Annotated in this window: 17 protein-coding genes and 1 other annotated feature; of the genes, 1 reads left to right on the forward strand and 16 read right to left on the reverse strand. The window is 52.5% G+C overall.

Annotated elements, in window-relative coordinates:
* Window position 1: 1 nt before the first annotated feature.
* The 9 genes from ftsZ to mraZ all read right to left on the reverse strand — a co-directional run bounded on the left by ftsZ (window position 2) and on the right by mraZ (window position 9,817).
* A complete protein-coding gene (gene ftsZ / locus GCWU000342_RS06085) occupies window positions 2-1,171 on the reverse strand; it encodes a cell division protein FtsZ (RefSeq protein WP_006906451.1) in 1,170 nt (389 codons plus the stop codon).
* A gap of 168 nt (window positions 1,172-1,339) precedes the next feature.
* A complete protein-coding gene (locus GCWU000342_RS06090; RefSeq protein WP_006906453.1) occupies window positions 1,340-2,221 on the reverse strand; it encodes a cell division protein FtsQ/DivIB in 882 nt (293 codons plus the stop codon).
* Between the two features lie 17 nt (window positions 2,222-2,238).
* The gene (locus GCWU000342_RS06095) at window positions 2,239-3,420 is read right to left on the reverse strand and encodes an FtsW/RodA/SpoVE family cell cycle protein (protein ID WP_006906454.1); all 1,182 of its coding nucleotides are present in this window, start codon (window positions 3,418-3,420) and stop codon (window positions 2,239-2,241) included.
* 9 nt (window positions 3,421-3,429) lie between these two features.
* Window positions 3,430-4,785 (reverse strand): UDP-N-acetylmuramoyl-L-alanine--D-glutamate ligase, encoded by a 1,356-nt coding sequence (gene murD / locus GCWU000342_RS06100; RefSeq protein ID WP_006906455.1) that lies wholly within the window; start codon window positions 4,783-4,785, stop codon window positions 3,430-3,432.
* A gap of 55 nt (window positions 4,786-4,840) precedes the next feature.
* Window positions 4,841-5,803, reverse strand: coding sequence for a phospho-N-acetylmuramoyl-pentapeptide-transferase (gene mraY / locus GCWU000342_RS06105; RefSeq protein ID WP_044958439.1), 963 nt, complete (start codon window positions 5,801-5,803; stop codon window positions 4,841-4,843).
* A gap of 22 nt (window positions 5,804-5,825) precedes the next feature.
* Window positions 5,826-7,865 (reverse strand): peptidoglycan D,D-transpeptidase FtsI family protein, encoded by a 2,040-nt coding sequence (locus GCWU000342_RS06110; RefSeq protein ID WP_006906457.1) that lies wholly within the window; start codon window positions 7,863-7,865, stop codon window positions 5,826-5,828.
* Window positions 7,866-7,945: 80 nt separating this feature from the next.
* A complete protein-coding gene (locus GCWU000342_RS06115) occupies window positions 7,946-8,407 on the reverse strand; it encodes a hypothetical protein (protein ID WP_006906458.1) in 462 nt (153 codons plus the stop codon).
* Between the two features lie 12 nt (window positions 8,408-8,419).
* Window positions 8,420-9,376, reverse strand: a complete 957-nt coding sequence (rsmH, locus tag GCWU000342_RS06120) for a 16S rRNA (cytosine(1402)-N(4))-methyltransferase RsmH (protein WP_006906459.1) — start codon at window positions 9,374-9,376, stop codon at window positions 8,420-8,422.
* A 9-nt stretch (window positions 9,377-9,385) separates the two neighbouring features.
* Entirely contained in the window at window positions 9,386-9,817 is a 432-nt protein-coding gene (gene mraZ, locus GCWU000342_RS06125) for a division/cell wall cluster transcriptional repressor MraZ (protein WP_006906460.1), read from the reverse strand.
* 832 nt (window positions 9,818-10,649) lie between these two features.
* On the opposite strand from mraZ, the gene GCWU000342_RS06130 reads away from it, so the two are divergent.
* Window positions 10,650-11,030 carry a hypothetical protein gene (locus GCWU000342_RS06130; protein ID WP_006906462.1) on the forward strand — a complete coding sequence of 127 codons (381 nt, stop codon included), beginning with the start codon at window positions 10,650-10,652 and terminating at the stop codon, window positions 11,028-11,030.
* Window positions 11,031-11,168: 138 nt separating this feature from the next.
* Here GCWU000342_RS06130 and lgt read toward each other — a convergent pair whose 3' ends face one another.
* The 7 genes from lgt to pheS form a co-directional block, all read right to left on the reverse strand.
* Entirely contained in the window at window positions 11,169-12,188 is a 1,020-nt protein-coding gene (gene lgt, locus GCWU000342_RS06135; RefSeq protein WP_083790732.1) for a prolipoprotein diacylglyceryl transferase, read from the reverse strand.
* Window positions 12,189-12,254: 66 nt separating this feature from the next.
* The gene (locus tag GCWU000342_RS06140) at window positions 12,255-13,973 is read right to left on the reverse strand and encodes a putative ABC exporter domain-containing protein (protein ID WP_006906465.1); all 1,719 of its coding nucleotides are present in this window, start codon (window positions 13,971-13,973) and stop codon (window positions 12,255-12,257) included.
* Window positions 13,970-14,695: an ABC transporter ATP-binding protein gene (locus GCWU000342_RS06145; RefSeq protein WP_006906466.1), complete on the reverse strand. Its 726-nt coding sequence runs from the start codon at window positions 14,693-14,695 to the stop codon at window positions 13,970-13,972. The genes GCWU000342_RS06140 and GCWU000342_RS06145 overlap by 4 nt, the downstream gene beginning before the upstream one ends.
* A gap of 107 nt (window positions 14,696-14,802) precedes the next feature.
* A complete protein-coding gene (locus GCWU000342_RS10480; protein ID WP_006906467.1) occupies window positions 14,803-14,976 on the reverse strand; it encodes a hypothetical protein in 174 nt (57 codons plus the stop codon).
* 32 nt (window positions 14,977-15,008) lie between these two features.
* Window positions 15,009-16,046, reverse strand: a complete 1,038-nt coding sequence (gene queA / locus GCWU000342_RS06150; protein WP_006906468.1) for a tRNA preQ1(34) S-adenosylmethionine ribosyltransferase-isomerase QueA — start codon at window positions 16,044-16,046, stop codon at window positions 15,009-15,011.
* Window positions 16,047-16,158: 112 nt separating this feature from the next.
* Complete coding sequence (gene pheT / locus GCWU000342_RS06155) at window positions 16,159-18,579, reverse strand: phenylalanine--tRNA ligase subunit beta (protein ID WP_006906469.1); 2,421 nt, start codon at window positions 18,577-18,579, stop codon at window positions 16,159-16,161.
* Window positions 18,580-18,783: 204 nt separating this feature from the next.
* A complete protein-coding gene (pheS, locus tag GCWU000342_RS06160; RefSeq protein WP_045000773.1) occupies window positions 18,784-19,803 on the reverse strand; it encodes a phenylalanine--tRNA ligase subunit alpha in 1,020 nt (339 codons plus the stop codon).
* An 80-nt stretch (window positions 19,804-19,883) separates the two neighbouring features.
* Window positions 19,884-20,165: a binding site (T-box leader), on the reverse strand.
* Between the last annotated feature and the right edge of the window lie 114 nt (window positions 20,166-20,279).

Genomic DNA, 20,279 nt, shown 5'->3' on the forward strand with positions numbered 1-20,279 from the left:
TTTATTTTCTGCTTCTGAGGAAATCCGGAATCTTGATGTCCTCCTCCTTGACGGTAGGCCTGACCGGGCTGGGCTGGGCCAGTCCGTTCAAGGCGGGAGCCTTTGGAGCCGCTGTCTGTGCCTTGGGCTTGGTAAAGCTCGGGGCCGACAGCTGCTGGGCCTGCGCCGTTGCCGCCTGCTTCTTCCTCTCCTCGCTAAGAGACACTCGGTCATTGGTCTCAGATTCCAGAAGACCGGTTGCGATCACGGTGATCTGACACTCATCCGTCATGGACGAATCAATGCGGGCGCCAAAGATAACATTGGTGTCCTCGCCGGTGAGATCTTCCACATAAGAAGCCGCGTTGGTGGCATCCTGCAGTGTGATATCGCCGCAGATATTGATGATGACATCGGAGGCTCCATCGATCTTGGTCTCGAGCAGGGGAGACTCGACAGCAATGCGAACCGCCTCGAGCGCCTTCTCATCCCCCTTGGCCTGACCAATTCCGATATGGGCCATGCCCTTATTCTCCATAACGGTGCGAACATCGCCGAAGTCCAGATTGATCTCGCCGGGCAGCTTGATCAGATCAGTGATCCCCTGTACTGCCTCCTGCAGGACCTGATCCGCCATCTCCATCGCGTCAGAGAAGGAGGTCTTGTGATCCGTAATCTGGTTGAGCTTCTCATTGGGAATTACGATCAGCGTGTCCACGTTCTCCTGCAGGTTCTCAATGCCGGTGAGCGCTTTCACCATACGGGACTTGGCTTCAAAGAGGAAGGGCTTGGTCACAACTCCGACGGTCAGAATTCCCTGGTCCTTGGCCAGCTTGGCAATCACAGGAGCTGCCCCTGTACCGGTGCCGCCGCCCATACCACAGGTGACAAATACCATGTCGGCGCCCTTGATGGCGTTGGCCAGTTCCTCCGCGGTCTCTTCCGCGGCCTTCTGGCCGATTTCAGGCTTGGCGCCGGCGCCAAGACCCTTGGTCAGCTTCTCTCCAATCTGAATCAGGGTAGGGGCCTGGCAGAGATTCAATGCCTGGCTGTCCGTGTTCACACCGACAAAGTCGACGCCGGTGACGTTGGCGCGAACCATGCGGCTGACTGCATTGTTACCTGCTCCGCCGACACCCACAACAATAATCTTAGCCTTGAACTCAGACTCGTTGGTTGTAATCTCTAACACGGTGTATCCTCCTGTTATATCCCTGTATTTCCCGACTTAAGACTCTTATGGTCCTCTCTGCTCTTTTGCTTCACTCTCTCATCGCCCGGGAATTCGATCTTTCCTCTGCCCAAACGATAAAAACTGACATCATCTATAATACATTTTTTGTCCACACGACACAAGTTTTTAATTGCTCTTCTTGGTCTCTTCCTTCGAATTACCCTCCTTCGAATTCTTCGAATCTGCCTGATCACTCTCCTTCTTCTGCTGCGCCTCCTTTTCCATCTGTGCCTGATCCTTCTCGAAGATGACATCCGTATTATCCGGAGTCCAGTTCTCCAGATGCAGCGTCCCGCTCATATCCTCGATCTTATCCAGCAGATAGGGTACCCTTTTTAGCTTGTCTCGCAGATTGGTCCTGGACCCGAGACTGATGTTCAGGTTCTTGCAGCTGACCTGGACTGTTCCGTTTTCTCCCAGCTTCAGATCGCTGATGGAAATGGATTTGTCCGCGAAAAACTGATAGATCGACAGGACACTCTCCCGGTCCGCCTTATCCTGGATCGGAATGATATCTCCTTTTTTCGCCTTCTCCGCTGAAATCCCGCTGAGAGAGGGCAAACCGTCGACCACAAGTGAAGAGACGTCCGTCACCTGTCCCTTCGCGTTGAAGTAGGCTCGGTTTGTCCCGTCAGGCAAAAGATAATAGCCGGTCATCGGAGTCTGCCTGATCTCAATGGTAATCTGCCCCGCGGAGCGAAAGCGGATTCTGGCCGAGTCAATGAAGGGGATATTCTTTTTTGGAAGCAGGGCATTTTTCAGGAAGGCATAGACCGTGTTCCTGCGACTCAGCTTGTCATCTAAGATGCGGTCGATCGCCTCCTCCTGGCTGTAGATGGCTGTGCCCTCCACACTGACCGAGGTCTCCTTACAGATCAGCGCGATCAGCAGGATTGCCAGGATCAGCAGACCCAGAAGAAGCAGAAGTCCCCTGCGCAGATAAAAGCGGATCAGGTTCTTTTTCTGACGCGCTTTGCGATTGCTCTCTTTGCCCGGATCATGCAGCATTTCCAACACTCCTCACCTCAAACCTGGTCCAGTCCCGGGCCTGTATTCTTCGACACACTCAGGGCAATTCCCATCTCTATCATGGTCATCAGCAGGGCGGATCCTCCGTAGCTGACAAAGGGCAGGGTGACGCCGGTATTTGGCATGCTGTTGGTCACGACCGCGATGTTCATAAGCACCTGCAGGCCCATGTGAACAGCGATGCCGATCACGAGAAAAGACCCGAACAGATCCTTGCAGTACATGGCGATCATGGTCAGGCGCCAGATCAGGACCAGGTAGAGAATGATCAGAATCACCGCGCCGAAGATCCCCAGCTCTTCTGTAATGACAGAGAAGATCATATCGTTTTGGGCCTCAGGGATGAACTGCTTTTGCATGCTCTCTCCCAGCCCCTTGCCGAAGAGTCCCCCCGAGCCGATGGCGTAGAGGGCCTGCATGGTCTGGTATCCCTTGTCGGACGCGTCCAGCTCCGGATGCAGCCAGACCCGGATTCTGGCCAGACGATAGGCTCCGCCGAAGACAACTCCGGCCGTCCCAAGGCCGAGTCCGATCAATCCCGCGTAGAAGAAGGCCCTGCGCTCCCGGCTTGCGATCAGAAGCATGAAAAATACGATCCCGACAACGATAATGGATGTGGACATATTCTCCTTTAGAATCGGTGCCGCCAGAGCCAGCTGGGCCAGGGAGAACAGGACCAGTCCCTTCCACTGATTCACCAGACGAGGATGCAGGGAAATCAGGCCTGCCGTCAGAATAATCACTGCTGTCTTGGCGATCTCAGAGGGCTGAACGCTCACAGGTCCCAGGCGAAGCCAGCGGGTTGATCCGTTAGCGGAGCGGCCGAAGACTAAGAGAAGCAGGGTTCCTCCCCAGGCCAGAATATAGATCGGCCACCTCAGGCCGCAGAGCTTGCGATAATCCATACGGGCCAGAGCAAGCATGGCTGCCAGGCCCAGTATCGCGAAAGAGCCCTGGCGAATCAGATAGTGAAAGGAGTGACCGTAAGTCATATAAGAGCTGTAGGAGGATGTCGAGTAAAGCATGAGAAAGCCAAATCCCATGAGCAGGATCAGAAGCAGAACCAGGGTATAGTCCACATAACTCGACGCCCTTCGCTTCGACAGTTCCCTGCTGATGATCTTATCCTGTTTTCTGAAGAAGCGGCTTCGCTTCCTTTCGGCGGTTCGTGTTGACATGCGGTCTCCTTAATCTGGAAGCTCCCTTACGTATTTCTTGAAGAGTTTTCCTCTCTCCTCATAGCTGTGGAACATATCCCAGCTGGCACAGGCCGGGGACAAGAGCACCTCATCCCCCTCTTTTGCCTTGGTGTAACAGATCTTCACCGCCTCCTCTAAGGTATCAGCGTAGACAAAATCATTGAAGCCATGATCCTGGCAGCACTTGGCGATCTGGGCCCGGGTCTCTCCGATCAGGACCAGAAGCTTAACCTTCCCCTTGAAGGCGTCGATCCAGTCCCCGAAATCCGACTTCTTGTCGTAGCCCCCTCCAATCAGGCAGGTAGGGGAATCCATAGCCTCAATCCCCTTGATGGCGGCGTCGGGATTGGTCCCCTTGGAGTCATTGTAATAGCGAACGCCCCGCTTGGTGCAGACATACTCTATGCGGTGCTCCACCGCGGTAAAAGCCCTGAGTCCCTCTTTAATCTTGTCCATGGGGACTCCCATAGCTCTGCTGATGGCAATGGCTGCCATGGCATTCTCGTAGTTATGGCGACCCACGACCTGAAGCTCCCGCACAGAGAGAATGAACTCTTCCTCCTGCCCCTGACAATAACGGATACTGCGATCCTCCTCACGGTAATAATATCCCTTCTTGAGCCTGCGCTTGCCGGAGAACCAGACCACATGGTTGGGCAGGGTCTTCCCGAATTCCCGCAGGATTGGGTCCTCCAGATTTAAAACCACCGTCTCATCCGCTGTCTGGTTCTCTGTAATCCGCTCCTTGCAGGCGATATAATTCTCCATGGTGTGGTGGCGATTCAGGTGATCCGGCGTGATATTCAAAATAGCTGACACCAAGGGGTGGAAAGTCTCAATCGTCTCCAGTTGAAAGGAGGAGACCTCTGCGACGATACGGGTCTCGTCTTTAGTGTCGGCGGCCACCTCCGTATAGGGTGTTCCGATATTTCCAACCACCTGAACATCGGGGAAACAGGTCCTGAGGATAAGGCCGACCATGGATGTCGTCGTGGTCTTCCCGTTAGTCCCCGTGATCGCCGCCAGATGACCGCGTCCCAGGCGGTAGGCCAGCTCTATTTCTCCCCAGATCCTCTTTCCCCTGGCCTTCAGAGACTCCACCAGAGGGCTGTCCACGGGAACTCCCGGGGAGAGAATCACCGTGTCAAAGTCGTCATAGGCCTCTTCCGGCAGTTCTCCCAGATAGATAGCTACTCCCTCCAGCTGAGGGTGCTTTAAGATCAGTCCCGCCTCATCTAAAGTATCGTTCCCGTCAAAGACACAAACGCTGGCATTTGATTTCTGCAGAAGCGACACGGCGGCGACGCCGCTGACACCGGTTCCGACGACAAGATAAGAATTCATACTCTCTTCTTTCTCAATTAATTCGCAGGGGTTCCGCGCATATCACGGACATTTCTCAGGCGGCCCCCACAAGTCCCAGCATGGCGATCATGGCCAGGATCACGGTTACAATAGTAAAAATCCCCACGACCCTGGTCTCCGACCAGCCTCCCAGTTCAAAATGATGGTGAATCGGAGCCATGCGAAAGATTCTCTTTCCATGGGTGGCCTTGAAATACGTCACCTGAATGATGACGGACAGTACCTCGATCAGATAGATTCCGCCCACAATCGGAATGAAGATGGGCATGTGCAGCATATAGGCGATACCGGCGACGAAGCCGCCCAGAGCCAGAGAGCCTGTATCTCCCATGAATACCCTGGCCGGATACAGATTATAGAGCAAGAAGCCCATGAGGGCTCCGATGACAGCGGCGGCAATCGGCTCCAGGCCGAGACCCAGATAGAGGGAGGCGAAGCCAAAAAACGCCGCGACGACGGCAGTGACGCTGGACGCCAGTCCGTCCAGACCATCTGTGAAATTGACCCCGTTTACCGTTCCGAGAACGACAAAAAATACCAGGGGATAGGACCATACGCCGCTGTCGATCATCCCTGAGCAGAAGGGAATGATCAGGGCCCGAAAATCCGGGTGAAAGGTAATCAGCAGATAGAGGAAAATACCGGTGACCAGAATCTCCAAAAGCAGCTTCTGCCAGGCGATCAATCCATCTGAATTCTTCTTGGCGGTCTTTAGAAAATCATCAATAAAGCCGATGATCCCAAATCCCAGAGTCAGTTCCAGAACAGGCAGAATGCGAGGATAGCTTCTCCCGTATACAATGGACACAACAGTCAGAGCAAGTAAAATCATGATCCCTCCCATGGAGGGGGTTCCGTTCTTGCTCTGATGGCTCTTTAACTCCTCTCTCTCCGTGTTTCCGATTTTCAATCGGAGCAGCATGGGAATTGTGAACGGCCCCATCACTGCCACCATGAGAAAAGCCGCCAAAAGAGGTATCAAAATTTGATTCAACATAATTGCTCCTGCTTCTGCTCCGCTAGCGAACGGCATTGCTTCTGCCATAGCCGGTCCCTGAAGAATTGTCAGATCTTCCGCCTGCGGCGCTCTCGTCCGGATTCAGATTCGGTGTATCCGTTGTCGCTGTATTGGTCTTTCCTCCGGACAGGTCAACCCCTTTCTCCTTGGCCTGCCTGGCCGCCTGATCCGCCGCTGCCTTGGCCTGATCATTGACGGTTGGAACATTCATATAGGGAAGAATCTGTGAGGCAATATTTGAAAAAATCTGTGACGCATAGGAGTTACTGGTCTGATCCTGCGCGTCCGGCTGATCGACAACCACATAGATGACAACCTGCGGATTTTCAATCGGGGCCGCGCCGATGAAGGAGAGCAGATAATTTCCGTTTCCTCTGGGTACCTTCTCCGCGGTTCCCGTCTTACCTCCCACAGAATAGCCTGTCACAGCAGCCTTTTTGCCGGTCCCCTCTTCTACGACCCCCTTCAGGAAGGTCTTTAGGGTATCACTGGTCTCCCTGGACACCGTCTTCTTCATGATAGTCGGCTCAATCGTCTTAACCGTATTGCCCTGCTCGTCCTTAATGGAGCTGACGACATGGGGTTCATAATAGTTTCCCCCGTTGACGACAGAGGAGAAGGCGGATGCCATCTGCATCATATTGACATTATAGTTCTGTCCAAAGGCGTTGGTCGCCAGAGATACCTTGTTGGAAGCCAGCTGGTTTTCGGTGTAGAGCAGGGAGGCGGTAGAGACCTCCCCCGGCAGATCGATGCCGGTCTTCTGGCCCAGATTAAATCTGGCCTGATATTTGGAGAAATTCTCAGGTCCGATCTTGGCGACCATCTGCATCATGCCGACATTACAGGAATTCTGCAGAACCTGCTGCATGGTCTGATGCCCATGGCCCTCATGGTTCCAGCAGTGAATATAGTAATCTCCCACCTGCATTCCGCCGGAGCAGTCATAGGTGTCTGAAGTGGAGACCGTGCCTGTCTCCAGTCCCGCCGCCATGGTCAGAACCTTGGCTGTGGACCCGGGCTCATAGGCGCTGGAGACAGAGAAGTTATTCCATATGTTGTTGAGTACCTGAAGCTGATCCTGCGCTGACATGGCGGATAACTGCTCCGGCGTGTAATAGGAGGATATATCCCTCGGCTTGTTGAGGTCGAAGCCCGGGTAGTTGGCATTGGCGAGAATCTCTCCCGTATTCGGATTCATGACCAGAACCGACGTGTGTAAAGAGCCCTGGGCGGAACCTCCCATGGCCTCCCTGGTCTTAGCCACGCCGCGGGCCTCAATCATCTGGTCGTTAAAGCTCTTGATGGACGACTCCACAATCGACTGGATATTGACGTCGATGGAAGTGACCAGGGTATTCCCGTCCTTTGCCTCCTCCACCGTGTTCTCCACGTTGTTGTCGGAATTGACATAGCCGTAAGAGCGTCCGTTTGTTCCATTCAGGACATCATTATAGGCCCTCTCCAGACCGATGGTTCCGGAATTGCCATCCGAGGCAAAGCCGATCACCGAGGCCGCCAGAGAACCATAGGGATACTGCCTGGTATACTGCTTCTCAAACCAGATTCCGTTTACCTTGCTGTTCTTGCCAGACGTGTCCTTTTGAAAGGCCGTCATCTTCTCATTGGATACCTTTTTGGCCAGGACAATATAGCGTTTGTTTGGATTCTCCTGCAATTCCCTGCGGACCTGATCCTCCTGTATCTCAGAGAAATGCTCTGTCAGCGCCTTGACTGTCTCGTCGACAATTTCCTTGCCCTTGCCGGATCTCTTCTTCTCCGCCAACGCGGATGCGTCCGTCAGCTCCCGCGCGTCCAAGATGACATTATAGACATCGACGGAAGTCGCCAGCACTGTCCCCTTGGCATCGACAATATTGCCTCTCTGAAAGGGGATCACTGTGGAATTGTAATTCTGCTGGGAGAGGACAATCTTCTCATACTTGGCGCCGGAAACGTAGTTGATATACATGAGTCGTCCAATGAGCGCAACAGCAAGAAGGCAGAAGAGGAGGAAGATTGCTCCCAGCCTCTTCTGCATTCGATACAGGATCTTGCTATATAACTTCTTTCTTCGATTATGTCTCGACGCCACGACTCTATTCCCTTACAAGCGGAAGATCAATACTGATCCATGTAATCGGTATCCTCCATAGTATAGTACACAATCTGACTGCTGTCAGCATATACCATACCCAGGGACTTCTGCGCCTTGTCCTTAACCGTCTCCAGGTTAGCTCCGGCATTCATCCGATTCTCCGTCGCGGAATTCTCCGCCTTCAGAGTCGCAATCTGTGACTGAAGATTCGCCAACTCCTTCATCGACGTGGTCACAGAGGACTGCAGGGCAACATATGCCAGGAGGAAAGCTGTCACCGCAAGCAGATACACAGCGACACGCATGGTGTTGTATTTGGCCTGACGTCTGGCCCGAACCTGATTGCGATTCCGCAAGCGGCGCTGTCTGGCCGCCCGCTCCTTCTCCTGCTGGCGGCGAAGCTGATACTCCTGATCGGAGATCAGTTCCCGCGCCGCGCTTCCGTCCGCGCTTCTTGTCCAATAAAGTCTGGAAACCTTAGCCATTGTTCCTACTTCCTACTCTTCTTCTCTAACAACTCTCCGCTCAAAGACGCGCAGCTTGGCGCTTCTGGAGCGATGATTCTCCGCCAGCTCCTCTTTCCCGGGGAGGATTGGCTTTCTTGTGATCACCCTGCCCTTGCTCTTTCGCCCGCAGACGCAGACCGGAAATTCCGGCGGACAGATGCAGGGGTCCTCCGCGGTCTGGAAGGCATTTTTCACAATGCGATCCTCCAGAGAGTGGAAGCTGATGACGGCGAATCGGCCTCCATCAGCCAGCAGATCGATCATCTCATCGATGTGATCTCTCAAAACGTCCAGCTCACGGTTGAGTTCAATACGGATGGCCTGATAGGTTCGTTTGGCCGGATGGCCGCCCGTGACCTGAATCTTCCTGGGGACAGACCTGCGGATTACCTCATTAAGCTCTCCCACCGTCTCAATCGTCTTCTCTTGTCTGGCCAAAACGATGTTCTTGGCAATATTTTTGGCGAAACGATCTTCCCCATAATTTCGAATCATGCGAAAGAGCTCTCTTTCGCTGTATTCATTGACAATATCTCTGGCGGTCCTTGGATTGCGGCAATCCATCCGCATATCCAAAAGCGCCCCCTCATCCATATAGGAAAAGCCCCGCTCCGGCGTATCCAGCTGATAAGAGGAAACGCCCAGATCCAAAAGGATCCCGTTGACAGAAGCAATTCCCAACTCCTCTAAAATCTGGCGCATCCGCTCGTAATTGCTTCGAACGATCGTAACCCGGTCAGAGAAGTCCTTTAGTTTCTCTTTTCCGGCCGCGATGGCATCCGCATCCTGATCGATACAGATCAGACGTCCCCTCCCGGACAAGCGGGACGCGATCTGGCGGGAGTGTCCCGCGCCGCCCATCGTGCCATCCACATAAATGCCATCGGACTTGACAGCAAGGGCATCGATCGTCTCCCGGAGCATGACCGAATAGTGTTTGAATTCCATCTTTGCTCCTTAGATCATGATGCCAAGATCCGCCATGTGCTCAGCCACCTCATCCATATCCTCATAGCTGTTGGTCTCGTCCCAGAGCTTCTTGTCCCAGATCTCGATACGGGTTGAGACTCCGGCCAAAACCACATCCTTGCTCAGCCCGGCATAAGCGCGAAGACTGGGAGGGATCAGCGTACGCCCCTGCTTATCGATCTCGCAGGTGGCGGCGCCGGCGAAGAAGAAACGCATAAACTTGCGGGCATCCTTTGTGGTCATCGGGGTCTCATGAATCTTGGTCTCAAGCTTGTGCCACTCCTCGGCCGAGTATACGAAGAGACAGCCGTCCAGCCCTTTGGTCATCACAAAGCCCTCGCCCAGTTCTTCACGGAACCTGGCGGGAATGATCAGACGTCCCTTGCTGTCCACGCTGTGTTCATACTCTCCCATGAACATATGGCACAAACCTCCTTTCCCTCAGATTTCTCTTGATCCATCGCCTGCAGCAGCGTTTCCTGACCACTGTGGATAACTTTTCATCTCCGTAACTTTTCCACAGAGTTTTCAACTTATCCACCACTTTGTGGCACTTAGTTACCACTTCGTACCACTTGTCCTGTATTTTAACCTGACACGAGAGGCATTTCAATGCGGAAATCCTCTGAAACAGCGGGCTTGTGGGAGCTGGCAACCCGGTGGAGGCAAATCCCATACAATAAATTGTGTTTTTTATTCCTTTAATCTCTATATCTAGTGCAAGAACATATATTTTGTATAATAGTCACAGGATTTCACATTTTCTACACTGATTTTTCAGTACTATTGACCCGTTCTTTTCCGGTGCCTTCATTTCCGCGCGTCTTCTATCCTCATGTCTCCCTGTCCTTTCCCTTAGATCTGCACAAAAAAACCTGCTGACAAATGTCAACAGGTAACTTCCTAAAAATTGAAATTCCGTGTAGCTATAGCTTTTCAAGAAGAGCAACAAGGCCGGTGGATGCTAAATAGCTGAAAAAAAAATTGATTCTATCTCATATACGAGAGTAAAATTATTAAATAAGAGGAGGTGCGTCCATTGTTTTTTCCTTTTACCCCATCTTCATATACATAATAAAAGGAGGTTATTTATGAAAAACATAAAAAGAAGCTTTCTATCTATTCTATTATCGGTCTCTTTGGCTTTACTCTTTTTTCTTCCCTCTTATGGCATGTGACGAGTGGGATGCAGCAGTGAGATATATAAATCTCGATTACGCATATTGGACTGACTACGAAGGGACATTTTTCCATGAATAAGAAAAAACTCCTTATTCTCTGTATCGTTTTTGGGGTTTTTATATGCGTAATTACCGCTTCAAAAAAGTCCGAACCAGATCACAGCCTTTTAATATCCGGGGGCATAGGATCGGCTCTGTTAAAGCAAGAGGCATATATCATCTCCATAGACAACGATAATAAAATCCTTCGGGTCTCCTTGGTAAACAAGAGTGCGGATTCTTTATTCCCTCCCGATCAAAATGAGCTTCTATTAAAATATGACGAGCTAGTACCGCATAATTTGCGTTTGGCTCCGGGTGATCGAATCATTTTTTATTTCTTTTATTCAGAAATAGGCAAGTCGCCTATGTGCACGTCTTCTATCAAAGCCGCTCAAAAAGCTGCTCATTAGGGAAATGTTTCAGATGAAAAGCGGTTTTGACCAGTGCCTGTAAGGCCAGCCAAAACCGCTTTTCGTCTCTCTGTCGAAAGTCCTGTAACGTTAATTCTTCGATCGGGGGAGACAATCCCCACATATCAAATGGTATTTCTATTTCTCTTCTTCTGATTTCTGACCTTCTTGTCCGAATCCAGTTTCCCTTTCGACATCATCCGACTCATCATTTAAATCCAGCAGCTGAACTTCCCCGGGTCGGTTTGTTCCGGCCGTCTGCAGAGCCTTCTTCTTTTCTGGCTCTCTTTCCCTTAAAGGATGTTTTCTAGATCTGATCAGCCCGATCAGCAGGACAAGGAAGCCCAGCAGGGCAAGAATCCCTGCCAGAAGCTGACTGACCGGAATCCAAGTATTCCAGAGATAGAGCTGGTCTGTGCGGACGCCCTCAATCCAAAAGCGTCCGATTCCATATCCCAGCATATAGGTCCAGAACTGCTGCCCCCGGAATCGAATATGCTTTCGCAGCAGCATGAGAATAACAAAAAGGGCAAGGTTCCAAAGGGATTCATACAAAAATGTGGGGGCCACCTGGATGAAGGTCTCTCCACCGATGGTCACCATGTGCTGAGCCATAGTCGACGAAATTTCGGAACTGGTTCGTATGGCGGAGACAGGCAGCTGCATGGCCAGGAGATTATTGGTGTACTCCCCGAAGACCTCTCGATTGAAGAAGTTGCCCCAGCGTCCCAGAACCTGACCGATTACCAGACCGAGAACAACCGTATCTGCCACCTGCCAGAAAGAAATCTTCTTGACCAGCTTGGTCAGGATTCCAATCATAAGAACCGCCCCGATGATTCCCCCGTAGATCGCCAGGCCTCCTGCCCGCAGGTCAAAGATCTCTAAGAGATTGTCCCGGTAGTCGTCCCAGCGAAAGGCCACATAATAGATACGACATCCGACCACAGCGGCAATCAGGCCCCAGATGCACAGATCCAGATAGTCGTCTTCCTTCTGTCCGGTTCGCTTGGCCTCCCGCAAGATCAGATTGACACCAATCAGCATGCCAATGGCAATAATGATCCCGTAGTAGGCAATGGTAAAGCCTCCGATACTAATATTGCGGCCCACATGTAAGGTCAGATGGAGATTTGGAAAAATAATAGTATCTGTCAATTTCAATTCCTTTCACTGCATGCAGACCCTGTAAGACAAGACCGGGCGGGCACTGTATTTGCGCTCCTAGCTTCTCCCCCGCTCGATAATGAAGGGACCGGGTAAGAAAGCCAATATTCCGGCCACAGTCTCTGCAGCTCCGACCGCAACCATCGCTCCCCAAAAGCCACTAATCATCGCCCCAACAATTGCGCTTACCAGGATAATAATCATGGAAAAGCTGTAAATCACCATCGTCATCATGCGTTTTACCATAGCCGCCAGCCGGTCCGGAATCACCAGCTTGGTCAAAACACTCTGTCCCGCGACATAGAGGCCCGTGGTTACAAGTAAAAGCAGCCCTGCCAGGTTCATCGAAAGGTCCGGTCTGACCAGAAGGTTGAAAATGATCCAGCCGGGCAGAATATCCATCAGATCGCAGACCAGATCAGAGAGCACAGTAAAGGCAAGCTTCTTCCAGACCGGTTCCGGCACCAGAAAAATAAAGTCACGCTCCAGTTCCTGATTCAAATGCGTCCCGGCAGACATCATGAAGATGAAGATGATCATTGCCGCGAAGTAAACAGCCAGAAGCCGATTTGGATCTGTCAGGCCCAGCCGGTCGTTCACCAGATAGCTGCCGATTCCTATCGCCAGATTGATCAGGGCATTGCGGCTGATGATCCCTCGCACCGCTTCTGACCGCCAGCTGTGCAGCGCCTTAAAGAAGAAAGCATTTGCCCCCAGGCCGCGCCCCATCTGCCCAGCGTCATAGCGAAAATACCCGGCGATTTTAGATCGTTTCTTATTGCTCTCCAGAGGCTTTCCCTTAGCCCTGGAAGCCTCCATCATCTTCTGCCGCTTCTCTGCCTGGGGCAGGGCATCCTCATAGAAGAAGACCGGAATCTTCCAGATAATCAGAGCCAGAACGACCATTCCCAAGACAAAAGCCCCCATCCAAAGGGCAGCGCCTCCCATATCTCCTGCCGTCATGGACCAGGAGAAAGCGGCCAGCCAACCCAGATATGGCACAAAGCGGATCTGATCCGATGTCGCGATCTCAATCAGGGCCATCAGCGGACTGCTGCCGCTGGTCTTGACATAGTAGAGTAAAGCAAATGCCAGCAAACCAAGCATAACATAGACAATATAATGACTGAGGTTTCGATATCTTCCCTCTCTGAGAGAGAGCAGACTGTAAACAACAATGCTCACAAACTGAATGAAGATCAACAGAAGTGCCCAGACTGTCACCAGGGAGATCGCCCCCATCAGTCCCATGCCCATATTGATGAAATTAGGAATCTGAAAGGACATCCAGATCGCCGAGACAAAGAGGAGAATCGTCTGCATCATCGTTCGGAAAGCCAGAATGGATTGGGGCCGCATAGACGAAGTAAAGAGCAGATTGACATCTGCCATCTGAAAGATTGCCGAACCGTTCTTCCCTGCCGAGTAGAGGGCAAAGAGCAGAACCAAAAACCCCACCAGAAAGGGAAGCGCCATACCGATCTGTCTCCCGCTCACCCCCTGAATCCCCAGGACGGCCGCAAGGGGATACTCCTGACTCTGCGCCTGATTCTTTGCCCGGGAGTCCTTCCCACCATCTCCCCGGTCATAGCTCTCCTCCTGCCTGATCTCCTCTTTCTTCCCGCCTTCGGAGAGGTGGGAGGCAGAATAGCCGATCAGGCCTCCGACAACTGCCATAAGGATTATGAAGACAATATAAATGGCGACCCAGGTTCGAAAGATCTTTCGAATGCTGTTTTTGAAACTGTGCGCGAGATAATAGCCAAAGACTCTCATAATCGCGCCTCCTCTGCCTCAGCTTCTTTTCCCTCCGTCAGCTGAAAGTAGAGATCTTCCAGAGAGGTATTCTGCTCGGCCAGAGACTGCCTGGTCACGCTGGCAAGAATTTGCCCCTGCTTTAAGATGAGAGCTTCATCCCAGAGGTCCTCAACCGAATCAATGATATGGGTTGAAATCATAACAGATTTGCCCTCCTCACGCAGTTCAAGAATCATCTTCTTTAATTCACGAATCGCATGCGGATCCAGACCGATCATGGGCTCATCAAAGATAAGCAGTTTCGGTCTTGGCAGAAATCCGCAGCAGATGGATAATTTCTGCTGCATTCCCTTGGAGAGTTCATCCCCAAATTTCTTCCGCTTGTCTGCCAGCTCCATCCGGCTTAAGAGTTCTTCCTTATAGGCTTTATAATCCTTGAGTCGATAGGCCCTGGCAATAAATTCCAGATGTTCGTCTACCGTCAGATTGGGATAGAGAGCCGGCATCTCTGGAACATAACCCAGGTAGCGTCTGGCCTCCGCCTTGCCTGTAGGCATCCCGTCCATATGAACCCATCCCTCGTGGCGCAAAAGACCCATAATTGATTTGATCGCCGTTGATTTCCCAGCCCCGTTTGGACCCATCATAATCAGGATCTCTCCATCTGAAACCCGAAAACTCAAATCATGATTCGCGTAATATTTTCCGTATTTCTTGGATAAATGGGAAACTTCCAGCATAGGTCCTCCTTCTTGTGTCGGCAAACACGTCTATTTTAGTATAAGGCTTTTTTGATTGCTTCGGCTGAAAATATCCTTTTGTTTTTCTTAATTTCCTTAACCCTATCTTAATTCTCCTGATCCTCTGTCACCGCCTTGAGAAAGGCCAGCAGATCCTCGCTCTCAATCGAGGCGAACCGGTCCAGGCCCTTGTTGAATTTCCCTGCAATATTCTCCTCCTCTGACTGCATCATCGTCAGCTCCTGCATTGCCTTTAATTTCTCAGACTCACTTCTTGCCATTTTTCCTCCTCATAAACAGGAATGCTCTGATCTCATTTTTCTCTCGGTTTGATAAACATCGCGTCCCCAAAGGAGAAAAAGCGATACTTCTCCTCCACTGCCTCGCGGTAGGCCTTCAGGATATGGTCTCGTCCGGCCAGAGCCGACACCAGCATCAGCAGAGTGGACTGGGGCAGGTGAAAGTTGGTGATCAATCCGTCGATTGCCTTAAACTGATAGCCCGGATAGATAAAGATCTTCGTCCAGCCGGACTTGACAGGAATCGTCCCATCCGCTTCCGCGACAGATTCCAGGGTCCTGGTCGAGGTGGTCCCAACCGCAATAATCCGGCCTCCATTGGCCCTGGCGCGATTGATCGTGTCCGCCGCCTCCTGACCTACCACATAGTATTCCGAGTGCATGTCATGATCCTCGACCCGGTCCGCCTTGACAGGGCGAAAGGTTCCAAGCCCCACATGCAGAGTCACCTCCGCGATCTCCACGCCGCTCTTTCTGATCTCCTCTAAAAGCTCCGGTGTGAAATGCAGACCGGCCGTCGGAGCCGCCGCCGACCCGTCATGCTTGGCGTAAACGGTCTGATAGCGGTTCTTGTCCGCAAGCTGGTGATGAATGTAAGGGGGCAGGGGCATTTGTCCCAGCCGGTCTAAGACCTCTTCCCAGATTCCCTGATAGGAGAAGTGGATCATTCGGTTCCCATCCTCTAGAACCTTCGTCACCTGTCCGACCAGAAGGCCCTCTCCGAAGCTGATCCTGGCTCCTTCCCGGCACTTGCGGCCGGGCTTCACCAGAGTCTCCCAATTGTCTCCACCATGATTGATCAACAGGAGAACCTCTACCTTGGCCCCGGTCTCTTCCTTTGCCCCGAGCAGACGGGCGGGGATGACTCTGGTATTGTTGATGACCAGGCAGTCACCTGCCCTCAGATAATCCCTGATATCATAAAAATGTCTGTGCTCCATGGCCCCGGTCTCAGGATCCAGAACCAAAAGGCGGGACTGATCCCTCTTTAAGAGGGGATCCTGCGCAATCAGCTCCTCTGGCAGCTCATAGTCGAAATCCTTGACGTCCATTATTGATCTTTCCTCTCTGATCTTCTTTTCCCCCGGCGGATCACTCCCGAAGCCGGATTCATTTTTCCCCGGCGAATTACTCCCGAAGCCGAATCCCCTTTTCCTAGGCGGATCACTCCCGAAGCCGGATCCCCTTTTCCTTCAGCGCCTTCAATATGGAATCCATAGACTGATTCACATCCTCATCAGAGAGGTTCCTGTCCTTCGCGCGGAAGGTCAGAGTGTAGGCCATGGACTTGTAGCCGGACAGAATCTGCGCGCCCTCGTAGATATCAAAGAGCTCATAGGACTCCAGGATCCGGCCCCCGCAAGAGGCGAAGATATCCTCAATGTCTCCCGCGAGAATCTCCCTGGGCACAACCATGGAGAGATCTCTTCTGGAGGCCGGGAAGTTGGCAATTCCCTCATATTTGACAGCAAAGTTAGCATGACAAACCAGCTCCCCGACATCGAGGACCGCGACATAGACCGGATCCTTGATCCCGTAGTTGCCAGCCGCGCTCGGATGCATCTGACCGATATATCCGATCTCCTGTCCCTCATAGTGGATATTGGCCTGGCGACCGGGATGCAGGAAGGGATATCCGCTCCCGGGATCATAGCTGACCCGGTCTCTCATATCCAGCTTGGCCAAAATCTCCTCAACAGCTCCCTTCATCTGATAGAAATCGATCGCTCCATAGCCGCCCAGCGTCAGCTTAAGACGCTCCTCGGGGAGCTCTGTCAGGGGCAGGGACTTGGCCAGGTATACATTTCCCATCTCGTAGAGCCAAACATCCGCGTTGCGCCGGCTGTAATTGGTTCCAAGAGAGGTCAGAATTCCGTTTAAAGAGCAGGTTCTCATAATGGAGAAGTCCTCTCCCAGGGGATTTGAAATACGAATGGCCTTGCGCAGGGGATCTTCCGCGGGCAGCAGAAGCTTGTCAAAGACCCTGGGACTTTCGAAGGAATAGCACATAGCCTGCGAGAATCCGCAGAATTCGGCCGTATCACGAATCAGGCCCTCGATCCTCTGTTTCCTGCTCAGACCGCCGGCATAAGATCCTCCCGGCAGGCTGGTCGGAATATTGGCATAGCCATAGAAGCGGGCGATCTCCTCCGCAATATCCGCGTCACAGTGCAGGTCCTGCCGGTAGGTCGGGATCTGCAGCTGCTCCTTTTCTCTGTCATATCCGATCCCCAGAGGCTTCAGGTATTCGATCATCTGCTCCGGACTGATCTGCGTCCCCAGTAAGTGATTATAGGCATCCGCCTGGAAGGGCAGAGTCCAGGGATTAACCCTCTCGGGGTAAATGTCAATCACCCCGCCGACCACCTCTCCGGCGCCCAGCTCTTCTATCAGCTGGCAGGCCCGGTTCATCCCCTCAATGGCGAGATTGGGATCCAGTCCCTTCTCGAACTTGGCGGAGGCGTCTGTGCGCAGACCGGCTCTGCGGGAGGACAGGCGGATATTGGTCCCATCGAAGGTGGCCGCCTCAAAGAGCATGGTATGGACGTCATCCGTGATCATGGAATTTGCCCCGCCCATAATTCCGGCCAGGCCGATCGGCTTGTCTTTGTCACAGATCATCAGCATGGACGCGTCCAGCGTGTGCTCCTGCCCATCCAGGCTTGTAAACTTCTCTCCCTCGGCGGCATTTCTGACCACAATCCTCTGATCGGCAATCCGGTCTAAATCATAGGCGTGCATGGGCTGGCCATACTCCTCCATGACATAGTTGGTAATATCCACAATGTTGTTGATGGGGCGAATCCCCTGCGCCATCAGGCGGCGCTGCATCCACTTGGGAGAGGGCGCGATTTTGACATTCTTGACAAGACGGGCCGTATAGCGGGCGCACAGGTCATGATTCTTCACCTCCACAGAGACATAGTCCCTGACATCCTCCCGGTTTCCGGTCTCTGTTACCGGATCAGGACAAAAATCTCTGCCGAAGGTCGCTGCGGCCTCTCTGGCCAGACCCAAAACAGAGAAGCAGTCGACGCGGTTGGAAGTGATTTCATACTCGACGACAACATCATCCAATCCCAGAGCCCTGACCACATCATCACCGGGCATAAGGTCCGCGTCCTCTTCAAAGACATAAATGCCGTACTCGGGCGCCTCCGGGTACATATCCCGGCTGCTTCCCAGCTCTTCAATAGAACACATCATGCCCTCGGAGGAAACGCCGCGGAGCTTTCCGGCCTTGATTCGGATTCCCCCTTCCGTCTTGCTTCCGTCATGGCCTCCCGCCACACGACCACCGTCCAGTGCGACAGGCACCAGCTGTCCTTCTCTGATATTTGGAGCTCCGGTCACAATCTGTATGGTCTTGGTTCCCACATCCACCTGGCAGATCAGCAGGTGATCAGAATCCTCATGAGGCCGGATGGAAAGAATCCTTCCGACCACGATTTTGTCCAGATCCGCTGCCAGATCCGTGTAGTACTCGACCTTATTGCCCGCCAAAGTCATGGCATCCGCGAACTCCTGGGGCGTCACATCCAGGCCCGGAACCAGGGCCTTAATCCACTTGAGAGATGTTCTCATGCTTTTTCTCCTTATCTAGCGCCTTGCCTTCTGTCATCCATCCGGCAGACCGATCATTTTTGCTTTCCTTCTGCCGGATGCTCTTGACCGAAAGCCTATCTTTTTCGCTTTCTCATTGCCGGACGCTTTCAATCGAAAATCCGTCTTCTTCGTTTTTCCTCTGCCGGATGCTCTTGATCGAAAACCTATCCTCTTCGCTTTCCCTTAAAACTGGGACAGGAAACGATCGTCATTCTCATAGAGAAGGCGCATATCATCAATCTCATACTTGAGCAGAGAAATGCGCTCGAGACCGACGCCGAAGGCAAATCCCTGGTATTCTTCCGGGTCAATACCGCTCATGCGCAGGACATCCGGGTGGACCATGCCGCAGCCGAGGATCTCAATCCAGCCCTCTCCCTTACAGAATCGGCAGCCCTTGCCTCCGCACTTAAAGCAGGAGACATCCACCTCGGCGGATGGCTCTGTGAAGGGGAAATGGTGGGGACGGAACTTAAGCCTGACGTTCTCCCCAAACATCTTATGGGCAAACTCCAGAAGGGTTCCCTTGAGATCTGCCATTGTGATGTTCTTATCAATCACCATTCCCTCGATCTGGTGGAAGGAGGGACTGTGGGTCGCGTCAACTTCATCCGCGCGGAAGACGCGGCCGGGTGCAATCATGCGAATGGGAAGCTTCCCCTTCTCCATCACGCGGACCTGTACCGGTGAGGTCTGGGTGCGCAGAAGAATGTCCTTATTGATATAGAAGGTGTCCTGCTCATCCTTGGCCGGATGGTTGGCGGGAATGTTGAGGGCCTCAAAGTTATAGTAGTCATATTCGATTTCAGGTCCCTCGACCACCTCATAGCCCATGCCGATAAAGATCCGCTCCACCTCGTCCAAGACTCTGGTATTGGGGTGGCGGTGACCCAGCTTGATCTTTTTGGCCGGCAGAGTGACGTCGATTGTCTCAGAGGCCAGCTTCCTGTTCAGAAGCTCCTCTTCCATCTTGCTCTTTCGGTCTGCCAGCTCCTGCTCGACCATCTGACGGACGTCATTGACCAGCTGGCCGAACTTGGGGCGCTCTTCCGCTGAGAGCTCCCGCATCCCCTTCATCAGCTCTTTGAGTTCTCCCCTCTTGCCTAAGACGGTCAGGCGAACCTCATTGAGCTCCTCCAGATTTCCGGCCCTGGCAATATTCTCAAGGGTCCTCCGCCGAATTTCTTCCAGTTTTTCATTCACTGCCATGGTCTTTCTCCTCCTGAAACAACCGCATGATTGCAGAGCCCGCATTCGATCATTACGAAAAAAGTCTCCGTCCCCGAAGGGACGAAGACATAACTCCGCGGTACCACCCTGATTTCTGCGTAAATACAGACTCTCCATGCGCCTAACGCGCGCCAACGTCATCACCTACTCGGCTATGCTCTCTCCTCGGATTGTCTTTTCAAATCCGCCCGAAAACGGATTCGGAGCATTTGCCTTTCAGAAATGCGGCTCCAACCTGAATTTCATCTGCTGTCTCCGTCGCCCCTCTCTCAACCGCGAAAGGGCTCTCTGTCACGGATTCACAGCGGCTTACTGTGGGTCTTCACTGCCTTTTTCCATATCGTGCTCAATCTTAGCATAGAAGAGAGCCGGGTTCAAGGCGGGCTGATCGCAGGAAAGCCCATGAAAATGACCTGCATCTGCCAACCCACCCGGTTTTCCCTGTTCCC

Source organism: Shuttleworthella satelles DSM 14600 (assembly GCF_000160115.1).
In the GTDB taxonomy this organism is placed as follows: Bacteria; Bacillota; Clostridia; order Lachnospirales; family Lachnospiraceae; genus Shuttleworthia; species Shuttleworthia satelles.